13 protein-coding genes are annotated in these 14,050 nt (G+C 64.9%); 5 read left to right on the top strand and 8 right to left on the bottom strand.

Translation table 11 applies throughout. The features are described 5' to 3' along the window. Positions 1–2: 2 nt before the first annotated feature. The 6 genes from edd to ACZ1I2_RS15605 form a co-directional block, all read right to left on the bottom strand. On the bottom strand, positions 3–1,820 hold the full coding sequence (gene edd / locus ACZ1I2_RS15630; RefSeq protein WP_465176632.1) for a phosphogluconate dehydratase: 1,818 nt from the start codon (positions 1,818–1,820) through the stop codon (positions 3–5). Then, the gene (gene pgl, locus ACZ1I2_RS15625; protein WP_465173225.1) at positions 1,817–2,527 is read right to left on the bottom strand and encodes a 6-phosphogluconolactonase; all 711 of its coding nucleotides are present in this window, start codon (positions 2,525–2,527) and stop codon (positions 1,817–1,819) included. The genes edd and pgl overlap by 4 nt, the downstream gene beginning before the upstream one ends. Before the next feature lie 171 nt (positions 2,528–2,698). Next, the gene (zwf, locus tag ACZ1I2_RS15620; protein ID WP_465176633.1) at positions 2,699–4,159 is read right to left on the bottom strand and encodes a glucose-6-phosphate dehydrogenase; all 1,461 of its coding nucleotides are present in this window, start codon (positions 4,157–4,159) and stop codon (positions 2,699–2,701) included. 86 nt (positions 4,160–4,245) lie between these two features. Then, positions 4,246–5,175 carry an N-acetyl-gamma-glutamyl-phosphate reductase gene (gene argC, locus ACZ1I2_RS15615; RefSeq protein WP_465176634.1) on the bottom strand — a complete coding sequence of 310 codons (930 nt, stop codon included), beginning with the start codon at positions 5,173–5,175 and terminating at the stop codon, positions 4,246–4,248. Continuing rightward, the gene (locus ACZ1I2_RS15610) at positions 5,172–5,363 is read right to left on the bottom strand and encodes a hypothetical protein (protein WP_465176635.1); all 192 of its coding nucleotides are present in this window, start codon (positions 5,361–5,363) and stop codon (positions 5,172–5,174) included. Before ACZ1I2_RS15610 ends, argC begins: the two co-directional genes overlap by 4 nt. 118 nt (positions 5,364–5,481) lie before the next feature. Next, the gene (locus ACZ1I2_RS15605) at positions 5,482–5,802 is read right to left on the bottom strand and encodes a MarR family transcriptional regulator (RefSeq protein WP_465173229.1); all 321 of its coding nucleotides are present in this window, start codon (positions 5,800–5,802) and stop codon (positions 5,482–5,484) included. Between the two features lie 217 nt (positions 5,803–6,019). Between ACZ1I2_RS15605 and secG the strand changes: the two genes are divergently transcribed. Both secG and ACZ1I2_RS15595 read left to right on the top strand, forming a co-directional pair. Further along, positions 6,020–6,382, top strand: coding sequence for a preprotein translocase subunit SecG (gene secG / locus ACZ1I2_RS15600; protein WP_465173230.1), 363 nt, complete (start codon positions 6,020–6,022; stop codon positions 6,380–6,382). Positions 6,383–6,469: 87 nt separating this feature from the next. Next, positions 6,470–8,104, top strand: a complete 1,635-nt coding sequence (locus tag ACZ1I2_RS15595) for a CTP synthase (RefSeq protein ID WP_465173231.1) — start codon at positions 6,470–6,472, stop codon at positions 8,102–8,104. Between the two features lie 51 nt (positions 8,105–8,155). On the opposite strand, the gene ACZ1I2_RS15590 is transcribed toward ACZ1I2_RS15595, so the two are convergent. Then, complete coding sequence (locus ACZ1I2_RS15590) at positions 8,156–8,338, bottom strand: hypothetical protein (protein ID WP_465176636.1); 183 nt, start codon at positions 8,336–8,338, stop codon at positions 8,156–8,158. Positions 8,339–8,525: 187 nt separating this feature from the next. Further along, on the bottom strand, positions 8,526–8,996 hold the full coding sequence (locus tag ACZ1I2_RS15585; protein ID WP_465173233.1) for an Hsp20 family protein: 471 nt from the start codon (positions 8,994–8,996) through the stop codon (positions 8,526–8,528). Between the two features lie 256 nt (positions 8,997–9,252). Between ACZ1I2_RS15585 and ACZ1I2_RS15580 the strand changes: the two genes are divergently transcribed. From ACZ1I2_RS15580 to ACZ1I2_RS15570, 3 genes are all read left to right on the top strand, one after another. Then, entirely contained in the window at positions 9,253–11,766 is a 2,514-nt protein-coding gene (locus ACZ1I2_RS15580) for a TonB-dependent receptor (RefSeq protein ID WP_465176637.1), read from the top strand. Positions 11,767–12,121: 355 nt separating this feature from the next. Next, complete coding sequence (locus ACZ1I2_RS15575; protein WP_465176638.1) at positions 12,122–13,372, top strand: lipoprotein-releasing ABC transporter permease subunit; 1,251 nt, start codon at positions 12,122–12,124, stop codon at positions 13,370–13,372. After that, entirely contained in the window at positions 13,365–14,039 is a 675-nt protein-coding gene (locus ACZ1I2_RS15570; RefSeq protein WP_465173236.1) for an ABC transporter ATP-binding protein, read from the top strand. The genes ACZ1I2_RS15575 and ACZ1I2_RS15570 overlap by 8 nt, the downstream gene beginning before the upstream one ends. The last annotated feature ends 11 nt before the right edge of the window (positions 14,040–14,050 follow it).

Raw genomic sequence — 14,050 nt, 5'->3', positions numbered from 1 at the left:
GCTTACCATCCCATTGCGGCCAATATGGCCGATGCGCCCTTTTCGGCTTCGTTCGCCCGGCCGCGGAACAGGCCGAACAATTCGCGGCCCATGCCCTCGGCCGCCGGTGGCGCCTCGACAAAGGACCGTGCGGCCCATTCCGCCGGATCGACCAGCGCGGCGAGTTCGCCGGTGTCGGCCGACATGCGGATGACGTCGCCGTCGCGCAGCTTCGCGAGCGGGCCCTGGCCGAGCGCCTCGGGCGAGCAATGGATCGCGCACGGCACCTTGCCGCTCGCCCCGGACATGCGCCCGTCGGTAACGAGCGCGACGCGGAAGCCGCGATTCTGAAGCACGCCGAGCGGCGGGGTAAGCTTGTGCAGCTCGGGCATGCCGTTCGCGCGCGGGCCCTGGAAGCGTACCACCACGACGACATCGCGGTCGAGCTCGCCCGCCTTGAACGCAGTCTGGACCTCGGACTGGTCGGCAAAGACGCGGCACGGCGCCTCTATCGTCCAGCGATCGCGGTCGACGGCGCTCACCTTGATACAGGCCCGGCCGAGATTGCCGGTGAGGATACGAAAGCCGCCCTCGGGCGCGAACGGCGCAGTGACCGGGCGGAGAATCGTTTCGTCACCACTGGCACCGGCGTCCCCCCAAACCAGCGCCTCATCCTCGATGGCCGGGCGTTTGGCGTACGTTGTCATGTCATCCCCGGCGACGGTCATCAAGTCCCGGTGAAGCATTCCCCCGTCAAGCAGCTCGCGGATGACATAGGGCATGCCGCCCGCATCCTCGAAGCCGTTCACATCGGCCGAGCCATTGGGATAGACGCGGGCGATCAGCGGCACCGCGCGGGAGAGGCGGTCGAAATCCTCCCAGTCGATCACGATGCCCGCCGCCGCCGCGATGGCGGGGAGGTGGATCAGGTGATTGGTCGATCCGCCGGTCGCGAGCAGCCCGACGGCTGCATTGACGATGGCCTTTTCATCGACGCATTCGCCGAGCGGGCGATAATCGCCGCCGCTCCAGCCAATCCCGGCGAGCCGATGGACGGCGGCGCGGGTCAGTTCCTGGCGCAGCTTGGTGCCCGGGTTGGCGAAGGCGGCGCCGGGCATGTGGAGGCCCATTACCTCCATCATCATCTGGTTCGAATTGGCCGTGCCGTAGAAGGTGCAGGTGCCCTTCGAGTGATAGGCGGAGATCTCCGCCTCGAGCAGATCCTCGCGCGTCGCCTTGCCCTCGGCGAACTGCTCGCGCACCGCGGCCTTCGCCTTGTTGGCGAGGCCGGAGCGCATCGGGCCGCCGGGGATCAGGATCATCGGCAGATGCCCGAAGCGCAGCGCGCCCATCAACAGGCCGGGCACGATCTTGTCGCAGATGCCGAGCAGCGCCGCGCCCTCGAACATGCCGTGGCTGAGCGCCACCGCGGTCGACAATGCGATGGTGTCGCGGCTGAACAGCGACAGCTCCATGCCCGGATAGCCCTGGGTCACGCCGTCGCACATCGCGGGCACGCCGCCTGCGACCTGCGCCGTGGCGCCGGCCTCGCGTGCCCAGACCTTCATCTGCTCCGGATAGCGATAATAGGTCGCGTGCGCCGAGAGCATGTCATTGTAAGCGGTGACGATGCCGATGTTCATGCCGCCGCCGGCCTTCATCGTGTCGCGGTCCTCCTCGGTGCCGGCATAGCCGTGCGCGAGGTTGGCGCAGCCGAGCGCGGGGCGGTGGATATGGTTGTCGCGTTCGCGCCGGATCAGCGCCAGATAGGCGTCGCGGGTCGGCTTCGACCGGGCGATGATCCGGTCGGTAACCGCGCTCACATCGGCATGAAGGGTCATGCAGGGCTCCAATGGATGTCGACCGGCAGCTCGGCGTCAGCGAGCACGCGGCCGATCGGGTAGCTGGACGAGGGGCCCTGCTTGATCGCCTGCTCGATCACCTTGCGCTTCTTGTCGCCGGTGACGGCGATCATCAGCGCCTTGGCCGAGACGATCGCGGCGCGGCTGAGCGTGATGCGCGCGACGGGGGCGTCGGCGGGCATCGGATCGGGCATCACGCCGAGCGCGCGGCGCTCGCGCGGGCCGTTGATCGCTTCCTCGAAATCCGGGCCGGGAAAGATCGAGGCGGTGTGGCCGTCCTCGCCCACGCCGAGCAGGCAGAGATCGAGCGGCCAGTGATGGTCGGCGAGCCTGGCATCGGCGGCCTTGCCGGCGGCGCGATAATCCTTCGCGGCTTCGCTGACGATCGGGATGACCCGGGCGCCCTTGGGCAGGAAGGTCTTGCCGATCGCGGTGATGTTGGACAACGGATCGCCCAGCGGCACGATACGTTCGTCGGTCGGGATGATCGTCACGCGCTTCCAGTCGAGCTTGGTCGCGGCGAGCTTCTCGTAGATCGGCAGCGGGGTCTTGCCGCCGGCGAGCGCGATGACGCACCCGCCGCGCGCGTCGATCGCGCTTTCGATCACGAAGCCGATATCGCCCGCGACGGCAGCGGCCATCTCGGCCGCGTCGTCATAATCCCACCATTCGATTTCTTCGCTCATGTCTCGTCCTTGATTCAATATCCCGTTCGTCCTGAGTAGCCATTGAGCTTGTCGAAATAGCGTATCGAAGGACAGCGCCCCAAGCGCTTATGCTTCGATACGGGTCTTCGACAAGCTCAGCCCCTACTCAGCACGAACGGATAGGGGATTATTCGGCCCATATCCGGTCGCTCAATCGTCCTGCCACGTCACCCCGTCGCGTTCGGTCAGCGCGATCGCCGCCGAAGGGCCCCAGGTGCCGGCGCCATAGCCTTTCGGCTTCACGTCGTTCGCCACCCAGCCGGCGCGGATCGCGTCGATCCACTCCCATTGCGCCTCCACCTCGTCGCGGCGGACGAACAGGGTCGGATCGCCCTCGATCAGGTCGAGTAGCAGCCTTTCATAGGCGATGCGGCGGCGGGTGCCGGCGAATTCGGCGTCGAGGCTGAGGTTCAGCGGCACCTCGCGCAGGCGGATGCCCTCGCGGTCGAGGCCCGGCTCCTTCGCCATCACCAGCAGCTGGACATATTCCTCGGGCTGAAGCCGGATGATCAGCATGTTGGGCTGGAGCAGGCCGCCGCGGCTGGCGAACATCGAATGCGGCACTGCCTTGAACTGGATCGCGATCTCCGAATGGCGGTTCGGCATGCGCTTGCCGGTGCGGAGATAGAAGGGCACGCCCTGCCAGCGCCAATTGTCGACATGCGCCTTGATCGCGACGAAGGTCTCGGTGGTCGAGGGCTTGCCCAGTTCCTCGATATAGCCCTTCACGATCTCGCCGTTGACCGCGCCCTTGGTGTACTGGCCGGTGACGGTGACGTGGGGCACATCCTCCGGCTTCATCTTGCGCAGCGACCGGAACACCTTCGCCTTCTCGTCGCGGATCGCGGTGCCGTCGAAGCGGGCAGGGGGCTCCATCGCGATCAGCGCGAGCAGCTGAAGCATATGGTTGGCGACCATGTCGCGCAGCGCGCCGGCGGTGTCGTAATAGCCGGCGCGATCCTCCAGCCCGACCGTTTCCGAGATCGTGATCTGGACGTTGTCGATCCCCTGGGCATTCCATACCGGCTCGAAGAAGCTGTTGCCGAAACGCAGCGCCAGGATGTTCTGGACCGTCTCCTTGCCGAGATAATGGTCGATCCGGAAGGTGCGGTTCTCCGGAAAGGCGCTCGCGACCGTGTCGTTGATCTCTCGGCTCGACGCCAGATCATAGCCCAGCGGCTTTTCCAGGCCGATGCGGACGGTGTCTCCGGCGAGCCCGGCCGCTTCGAGCCCGCGGATCACCGGTTCGAACAGCGAAGGCGCCGTCGACAGGAAGATGGCGAGGCCGCCCGCGACATCGCCGACTTTCTTCGCCAGCAGATTATAGTGCGCGAGGTCGGTCGCATCGAGCGCCTGATAGCCAATGCGTTCGAGGAAGGTCTTGATGGCCTTCTCGTCCTTGCGGTCCTCGGGCAGGAATTCGTCGAGCGCGTGCTTGGCGAATTTGCGATAGCTCGCATCGTCATGCTCCGACCGGGCCGTGCCGGTGATCGTCAGGCCTTCGGGCAGCAGCCCATCGGCATGCAGCCCGTACAGCGACGGCAGCAACATGCGTTGCGCGAGGTCTCCCGTCGCGCCGAACAGCAGCAGCTTGCCTACCGGATCGCGCATAATGTCTCCTGGATGGCGATGTCGCCCGTGCGACTAACAGACGCGGGTGCGCCGGGCCAAGGTCAATACGCAGTCGCCCCTGACGATTAAAGCGTCAATCCGGCCACGGGATCGAATCCCGCCATGATATTGAGGTTCTGGACCGCCGCGCCGGCGGCGCCCTTGCCGAGATTGTCGAGTGTCGCGATCAGGCGGGTCTGACCGGTCTCGGCATTGCCGCAGACGCGCAGGGTCAGCCGGTCGGTACCGGCATCGTCCTCGATCGCGACGGTATCCACGTCGGCATCGACGACCCGCACGATCGGCGAATCCTTATAGGCCTCGCGCAAGGTCGTCTCGAGGGCGACGAGCGTGGGGCGCCTTACGAACATGTGGAGGGGCAGGGGCACCTCGACGATCATGCCACGGTAAGTGTTGACCACCGAGGGCATGAAGATCGGCGGGTGCTCCATGCGCGCATGCTTCTGCATCTCGGGCACATGCTTGTGCGCGAGCCCGAGTGCGTAGGGACGCGCGGCGGGTGGCGGATTAGAGCCCTCGAACTCGGCGATCATCGATTTGCCGCCACCGGAATAGCCGGAGACGGCATTGACGGTGATCGGCCAGTCGACCGGAATCAGCCCGGCGCGCACCAGCGGGCGGACGAGCGCGAGAAAACCGGTCGGGTAGCAGCCCGGGTTGGAGACACGCTTCGCTTCCGCGATCGCCGCCATCTGACCTGGCTCCAGCTCCGGAAAACCATAGATCCAGCCGTCACCGGTGCGGTGGGCGGTCGAGGCGTCGATGACGCGCGTATGGTCGTTCTCGATCAGCGTGACCGCTTCGCGCGCCGCGTCGTCGGGCAGGCACAAAATCACAAAATCGGCGTCGTTGAGCAATTTGGCCCGCGCCTTCGCGTCCTTGCGGCGCGACTCGCTCAGGCTCAGCAGCTCGATATCGTCACGACCGGTCAGCCGCTCCCGAATCTCCAGGCCGGTGGTGCCAGCAGCACCATCGATAAAGACCTTTGCCGTCATTTGATCGGCTCTAGCGCCGCTGCGTCGATATAACCAACCAGATTGTGACCGACCGCGATCCCCCAGGCCTTGCCGCCGGCGAGATCCAGGACCTCGAAAACCTCGCCTAAGCGAAGTTCGGCAAGGATCGGCGCATCGTCCGCATCAGTGGCGAGCAGCGACGCCTGGCTCGCGATTCGGCGCGGCATGGGGGCAGCATAATGAGGCGCAAAAACGCGGTCGGCGAGGCGGATGTCCGCCACGTCGCGCCTTACGGCGTCATGCCGCGGATCCAGGACGGCGGACGGGCCGAGAAGCGCGAAGCTCCTACGCGGAGGCCCGCCTGGCGACTGGCTGCTCGGCGTCGCCGATAAACTGGCCAAACTCTTCAAGAAATTCTGCCCCTTCAGACGTGCGCGCGACGAATATGTTGCGCTTGTCGGTTTCGTCGCGCTGTCGGCGCAGATAGCCGAGCGAACCGAGCCTGTTCAAGGCGCGCGTCACAACCGGCTTTGAAACGTTCAGCACACGGGCAAGCCCGCGCACCGTATGCGGCCCCGGATTGAGATATACCACCAGCAACAGCGCCATCTGCCGATTGGTCAGATCGGGCTCGCCCGATCGCACATAATCCACCAGGGTCCTCATCCAGCCGCCCAGCGATCGATCAGGTAGTGTGGCCACGAAAAATTCCACGATTTGCCCAGGCCCCGCACGTTGGGGCACCTGGACACATAACGTTCATAATCGCGGCTGGTTTCAGTGCGGAAGCGAAATGTCCGGCACGACGTTCCCTCTGGCGGTTGATCGGAAGCGCCGGCTCGCCTATGTGCCCGCCTTCCCAAGCCACAGGTTGCGCCTTTTCATGTTCAAGTTCCTCCTCGTCGTCCATGCGATCATCGCCGCCAGTCTGGTGACCGTGATCCTGATGCAGCGCTCGGAAGGCGGCGGGCTTGGCATGGGCGGCAGCCCCTCCGGACTGATGTCGGCACGCGGCGCGGCGGATTTCCTGACGCGCGCCACCTCGGTCCTCGCGACCTTGTTCGTCGGCCTGGCGATTCTGCTCGCGGTGATTGCCTCGATGGGCCACAGCACGGCCAAGATCGACCCCAGCCTGGCCCGGACGCCCCCGGCAGCCGGTCAGCTCGCCCCGCCGGCGCCCCAGCCGACGACGGCACCCGCACCCGGCGCACCAGCCGGGAACAGCGCGGTCCCGCTCGCGCAGTAAGCGCGAGCCCCTTCGCCACTTTTTTGTAACGATATTGGAGTCGCGCGCTTGTCGCGCGACCCATGATGACGCTAGGCCTTTTCTCCCATGGCGCGGTTTATCTTTATCACCGGCGGCGTGGTCTCCTCGCTCGGCAAGGGTTTGATGGCGGCGAGCCTCGCGGCTCTCCTGCAGGCGCGCGGCTATCGCGTGCGGATCCGCAAGTTCGATCCCTATCTCAACGTCGATCCCGGCACGATGTCGCCGTACCAGCATGGCGAAGTCTATGTGACCGACGACGGGGCGGAGACCGATCTCGATCTCGGTCATTATGAGCGCTTCACCGGCGTGGCGTCGCGCCAGTCGGACAATGTCACCTCCGGCCGCATCTATCAGCAGATCATCACGCGCGAGCGCCGCGGCGACTATCTGGGCGCGACCGTCCAGGTGATTCCGCACGTCACCGACGCGATCAAGGAATTCGCGCAGGCCGAGACCGAGGATCTCGATTTCGTGCTGTGCGAGATCGGCGGCACGGTCGGCGACATCGAATCGCTGCCTTTCATCGAGGCGATCCGCCAGCTGCGGAACGATCTGGGCCGGGGCCAGTCGGTCAGCATCCATGTGACGCTGGTGCCGTACATCGCGGCCGCGGGCGAGCTGAAGACCAAGCCGACCCAGCATTCGGTGCGCGAGCTCGCCGCGCTCGGGGTCCAGCCCGATGTGCTGGTCTGCCGCTGCGAACAGCCGCTGCCGGCAAGCGACCGCGCCAAGATCGCGCTGTTCTGCAACGTGCCCAAGGAAGCGGTCATACCGGCGCTGGACGCCAAGAGCATCTACGCCGTGCCGATGCAGTATCATGCTGAAGGCCTGGACGCCGAAGTGTTGCGTGCTTTCGGCATCGAGCCCGGCGAAGCGCCCGACCTGTCGCGCTGGTCCGACATCGTCGATCGGCTGACCAACCCGGAAGGCGAGGTCACCGTCGGCGTGGTCGGCAAATATGTCGGCCTGCAGGATGCCTACAAATCACTCAACGAAGCGCTGGTGCATGGCGGCATCGCCAATCGCGTGAAGGTCAATATCGAGTGGATCGATGCCGAGTTGTTCGAGGCCAAGGACAGCGATGTCGCGGCGAAGCTCGAGCCGCTGCACGCGATCCTGGTGCCCGGCGCGTTCGGCGAGCGCGGTGCCGAGGGCAAGATCGCCAGCGTGCGCTTCGCGCGCGAACGGGAAATCCCCTATTTCGGCATCTGTTTCGGCATGCAGATGGCATGCATCGAGGGCGCCCGGGACCTCGCGGGCATCACGAATGCCAGCTCGACCGAATTCGGCCCTACCGACGAGCCGGTGGTCGGCATGATCACTGAGTGGATGACCGAAGCCGGCATCGAGAAGCGCGAAGAGGGCGGCGACCTGGGCGGCACGATGCGGCTCGGCGCCTATGACGCGAAGCTCGACGGCAACAGCGTGGTCGCCTCCATCTATGGCGGCACCGACATCTCGGAGCGGCATCGGCATCGCTACGAGGTGAATACGGGCTATCGCGACGCGCTCGAAAAGGGCGGCCTGGTCTTTTCGGGCATGTCGCCGGACGGCATGTTGCCGGAGATCGTGGAGCGGCCGGACCATCCCTGGTTCGTGGGCGTGCAGTTTCACCCGGAGCTGAAGTCCAAACCGTTCGATCCCCACCCGCTGTTCGCGAGCTTCATCGAAGCGGCGGTGCGGCAGTCGCGGCTCGTCTGAGGCAATCGTCGCGAACGGTCGTGCGCGGCGCTACCTACGCGCGGCATGCTTTCAGTGGGCGGTCTCGGCCACCTGATCGGCCTGGGCCTCATATTCCCGCGCCATGGCGATGAGCGTCTCGACGGTATGCCGGTCGCCAACCGTCAGGGCGAGCCGGCGACACCGGTCGGCCTTTCGGTGCAGCGTCTCGATTTCGGGATTTTCGGCAAGCATCGTGTCGGGTCCAGTGGCCACCAGCAGAGCCGGATCGGCCGGCGAAGTTACGGAGTCGGTACGCGCTCTCATCGGATTCCCCCGGATCGAACAGACCTTCTATCCGGCAAGAACGTCGTTCTGAATCAACGGTTCCGATTCGGATGAAAAAAGAGGCGCCCGAGGCACTTGGCCCGGGCGCCTCTTCCGCGCGAGCGGCGTTGGGGGATTACGCCGCCTCGCTATCCTTGCCGCCATCGATCGCTGCGAGCGGCGCGCCCGTCTTGATCGCGATCGTCTTCGGCTTCATCGCCTCGGGTACTTCGCGGACGAGGTCGATCGTCAGCAGGCCGTCATTGAGCCGCGCGTCGTCCACGCGAACGAAATCGGCCAGCTCGAAGCGGCGCTCGAAGCTGCGGTTGGCGATACCGAGATGCAGGAAAGAGCCGCTGGCACCTTCCTTTTCGGCCTTGTTGCCCTTCACCTGGAGCAGATTCTGCTGCGCGACGATCTCGATCTCGTCACGCCCGAAGCCGGCGATGGCGAGCGTGATACGGTAGCGGTCGTCGGAGACCTTTTCGAGGTTGAAGGGCGGATAATTGTCCGCCGCCGACTGACGCGCGCTGGTTTCGAGCATGTCGAACAGGCGGTCGAAGCCGATCGTCGAACGGCGATAGGGGGTCAAATCGAACTGACGCATGTTGGTCTCCTCATTCAAAGCGAGTTGGACGTCATGGGTGCCCGCAACGGCGCGACACCCGCTTTTCGCGCGGCCCAATCGGCACCGCACACCGCAGATCTGGGGCGTCCTGGCGCCGGTTCAAGAGCTGAAATGGCCGATTTGCGTGGGTGAAAGCTCAGCTTTGCGTTCGGCAAGTTCTTACGATGGTGAAACCATAGCGATTAGATGGGAATTATAGTCGCGACTCGAACTACGAGCTCTAAAGGGGACACCAATGCTCGCTACCTTGCCTATGCTGCTGCTTGCCCAAACAGCGCTCGCCTCCCAGACGGTGGCGATTACGGAAGCAGGCGCAGTGTCAACGGCCGCCGCGCCTGCCGCTGCCGCGCCAGTGGCCGATGACCCGGCGCAGGACCAGGCTGGCGAGACGCCGGCCGCGTCAGGCGATGTCGTCGTCACCGCGCGCCGGCGCGAGGAGCGCGCACAGGAAGTGCCGATCGCCATGTCGGTGATCGGCGGTTCCGAGCTCGAAAAGACCGGGGCGTTCAACGTCAACCGGCTCCAGCAGCAACAGCCTTCGCTGCAATTCTATTCGAGCAACCCGCGCAACTCCGCGATCAACATCCGCGGTCTTGGCGCGCCGTTCGGCCTGACCAACGACGGCATCGAGCAGGGCGTCGGCTTCTATGTCGACGGCGTCTATATCGGCCGGATCGGCGCCTCGACCTTCGATTTCGTCGATGTCGCGCAGGTCGAGGTTCTGCGCGGCCCGCAGGGGACGCTCTACGGCAAGAACACCACCTCGGGTGCGCTGAACATCACCACACGCGCGCCGAGTTTCTCGCCCGAGGCGAAAGTCGAGATCAGCGGCGGCAATTACGAGTTCGTTCAGGCCAAGGTCTCGGCATCGGGTCCGCTGTCCGACAATCTCGCGGTGCGACTCTCGGCCTCGGGGACGACGCGCAAGGGCACGATCTACAATGTGAAGTCGGACGAATATCTGCACCGTCAGCGGAACCTGGGCCTGCGCGGCGCGCTGCTGTGGAAGCCGACCGACACCATCGACCTGACCCTTTCGGGCGATTTCAACGTGCAGAGCCCCGATTGCTGCGTGCAATATTATGCGCGGGTGGGTGCCACCCAGCGGCCGACCGCCCGCCAATATGACGCGCTCGCCGCCGCTTTGGGTTACACGCCGCCGAGCAAGAACCCGTTCGATCGGGTGACCGATCTCGATGCCAGCATCAATTCACGGCAGGAAATCGGCGGTGTCTCCCTGGTGGCCAATTGGGATGTCGGTTTCGCCACCCTGACCTCAGTCAGCGCATGGCGCTATTGGGATTGGCAACCGCAGAACGACCGCGACTTTATCGGTTTGCCCATCACGACCGTGTCGCAGAACCCGTCACAGCAAAAGCAGGTTTCGCAGGAACTCCGCCTCGCCTCGAACGGTTCGAACAAGCTGGACTACACGCTCGGCGCCTTCTTCTTCCATCAGACGATCAACACCCAGGGCTCCCAGGTTCAAGGGGCAGCCGCGAGCCGATGGCTGTTGTCCGGCGCTGACGCGTCGAATCCCAATGTGCTCAACGGCCTGACGTCGACCAACACGATCAATTTCGACAACACCAGCTTCGCCGTGTTCGGCAAGCTCAACTGGGAGGCCTTTGACGGCTTCCACATTCAGCCTGGCCTGCGCGTCAATTATGACAAGAAGTCCGGTTTCTACGAAGCGGTCGTGAGCATCCACAACAGCCAGTATGACTTTGTCGCCACGGCGGACAACGTCGCGGCGCTGCTCGCTGCAAAACCCAACCCGAGCGCTGCCCGCACGACATTCCAGAATCAGATCAATACGCTTGCCCCACAGCGGTACAGTCCCGAATTCAGTGCCTGGAACGTTTCGGGCGATATCACCGCATCCTATGACTTCGCGCGCGACGTCCACGGCTATGCGACCTACTCACGCTCGTTCAAGTCCGGTGGCATCAACCTTTCAGGTCTGCCGCTCAACTCGACCAGCACCGGCGTTGACCTCACCACGCAGACGGTAAAGCCGGAAAAGGTCAATGCGTTCGAGTTGGGCTTGAAAACTCAGTTCCTCGACCGCCGCCTGACATTGAACCTGGCCGGGTTCTGGACTGACATCACCGATTACCAGGCGACGGTGAACAACAACGCGATCAACGTGATCCGCGGTTACCTCGCCAATGCGGGCAAGGTGCGCTCGCGCGGGTTCGAATTCGACTCGAGCTTCCGGCCAAGCCAGCGGGTCAACCTGTACTTCAACGGGGCGTTCACGGACGCCAAATATGTCAAGTTCACCAACGCGCCATGCCCGCCCGAACTGTCCGGCGGCACGGCGACCGCGCCAGGCGGCGTAACCGACCCTGCGGGAACGGCGGGTGGCCGCAGCCCGGCTTATTGCGACATCTCCGGCCAGCGCTTGCCGGGCATCTCCAAATGGTCCCTGTCCTTCGGCGGTGAATATAATGTGCCGGTGGGCGGATCGGGCGGTGAGGTCTATGTCGGTTACGACGGCAGCTATCGCTCGCGTTTCTCGTCCAACCCGTCGCCATCCGCCTATACCTGGATCGAAGGCGGGTCGTTGTCGAACTTCCGTGCCGGTTACCGCAAGGACGGCTTCAATGTCTTTGCCTGGGTCCGCAACGCGTTCGACCGGGACTATTTCGAGCTGCTCTCGACTCAGTCCGGCAGCACCGGCCTGATCGTCGGTCAGCCGGGCGATCCGCGGACCTTTGGCGGCACCATCAGCAAGTCGTTCTGATCGACTTCCCTCGCCCGTCGGATGACGGGCGAGGGGACCCGGAACGCGAAACGCCCGGGCTGTTTCCAGCCCGGGCGCCTGCGTGACGACTGCTCGTCAGCCCCCTTGTCCCGCTTCCGCAACCCGGCCCCTGAGGGCGGCGCTGAAAGCATTCCCCGAACCACGGCCGTTGCCTGTGTCTCAGTGAGGTGACTGCTAGGAGCGGACCCGGCGATTGTCACCGGGAATGTGGCGGCGCCGAACGGATTGCGGCGACCCTGTGGCGATTGCGCAACACGCGCGTTCAGTTGCCAGCAATGCACACCGGCCTTAGAGCGGTCGGACCATCACCATCGGGCGGGTTGTTCCCAACATCATGATCCTGTCGCGCTACGAACGCATGATTGCCCGCCGCTATCTGCTGCCGGGCAAGGGCGAGGCGTTCATCCTGCTTGTCGCCGGCTTCAGCCTCGGCGCCGTGATGCTCGGCGTCGCCGCGCTCGTCATCGTGATGAGCGTGATGAACGGCTTTCGTGCCGAGCTGTTCGACAAGATCGTCGGGCTGAACGGCCATGCGGTGGTGCAGGGCATTGGCGGCCAGATGCCCGACTGGCGCAACATCGTTCAGCTCGCAAAGGCCACGCCGGGCGTGACCAGCGCGACGCCGCTGATCGAGCAGCCGCTGATGACCAGCTATAACGGGCGGGTCGAAGCGGTGCTGGTCCGCGGCATGCGAGTGGAGGATATCCGGCGCAACCCGATCATCAGCTCCAAGGTCGTGGTAGGCTCGCTCGCGAGCCTGACCGACGGCAGCAACAGGATCGCGATCGGATCGCGGCTGGCCGAGGTGCTTGGCGCGCAGGTCGGCAGCGAGATCTCGCTGATCAGCCCGCAAGGCCAGACCACGCCATTCGGCACGGTACCGCGCATCGTTTCCTACACGGTCGGCGCGATCTTCGAGATCGGCGTCTATGACTACGACAAAGCCTATGTCGTCATGCCGATGCAGGATGCCCAGACCTTGTTGATGATGGGCGATTCGGTCGGAATGATCGAATTGCAGACGGTCAATGCCGACCAGGTCGGCACGATCCTGGCGCCGCTGGCGGACAAGGTCGCGGGCAGGGGGGTGATCGCTGACTGGCGGCAGATGAACGCGCAATTGTTCGAGGCGCTGGCGATCGAGCGGGTCGTGATGTTCTGCGTGCTGTGCATCATCATCCTCGTCGCTGCCTTCAACATCGCGTCGTCGCTGATCATGCTGGTGCGCGCGAAGACCCGCGACATCGCGATCCTGCGCACCATGGGCGCGACCCGGAAGGGCATGATCAAGATCTTCATGACGGTGGGCACCACGATCGGGACGCTCGGCATCATCGCGGGGCTGGTGCTCGGCTTCACCTTCCTGATCTTCCGGCAGGACGTGGTCGATTTCGTCCAGTGGATCAGTGGGCAGAATCTGTGGGATCCGACGATCCGATACCTCACGATCCTGCCGTCCAAGACCGACCCGTTCGAGATGATCGCGATCGTGCTGATCGCGTTCCTGCTGACGTTCCTCGCCACGCTCTACCCCGCCTTCAAGGCGGCGAGCACCGACCCAGTGCAGGTGTTGCGTTATGAGTAATCCCGTGCTGGCCGTCACCGGCCTGACCCGCAGCTTCACCCAGGGCGACGCCACGATCGAGGTGCTCCGCGGCGTCGATCTGACGGTGGGAGAGGGCGAGATCGTCGCGCTGCTCGGCCCGTCGGGTTCGGGAAAGTCGACCCTGCTTCAGGCAGTTGGGCTGCTCGAAGGCGGGTTCAGCGGATCGATCCGCATCGCCGGGGAGGAAGCGGCAAAGCTGGACGCGCATGGCCGCACCATGGTGCGCCGCGACTATCTGGGCTTCGTTTACCAGTTCCACCACCTGTTGCCCGATTTCAACGCGACCGAGAATGTCGTGCTGCCCCAGCTGATCCGCGACCGGACTCGCGCCGAGGCTGACGAGCGGGCCATATCGCTGCTGACCTCGCTCGGCCTCGGCCACCGGCTCACGCACCGGCCGAGCCAGCTTTCGGGCGGCGAGCAGCAGCGCGTGGCAGTTGCCCGGGCGCTCGCCAACAAGCCGGCTCTGGTGCTGGCGGACGAGCCGACCGGCAACCTCGACGAAGCGACCGCCGACGTGGTGCTGGCTGAGTTCCTGCGCCTCGTGCGCGGCGAAGGCTCGGCGGCGCTGGTCGCCACCCATAACGAACGCATGGCGCTGAAGATGGACCGGGTGGTGAGGCTGCACGAGGGCAGGCTCGCATGAGCGCGCCAACC

The organism is Sphingomonas sp. BL-S-29 (genome assembly GCF_055521495.1).
The sequence above is the reverse complement of the archived record's forward strand: the minus strand, read 5'-3'. Positions and strand labels throughout refer to the sequence as shown.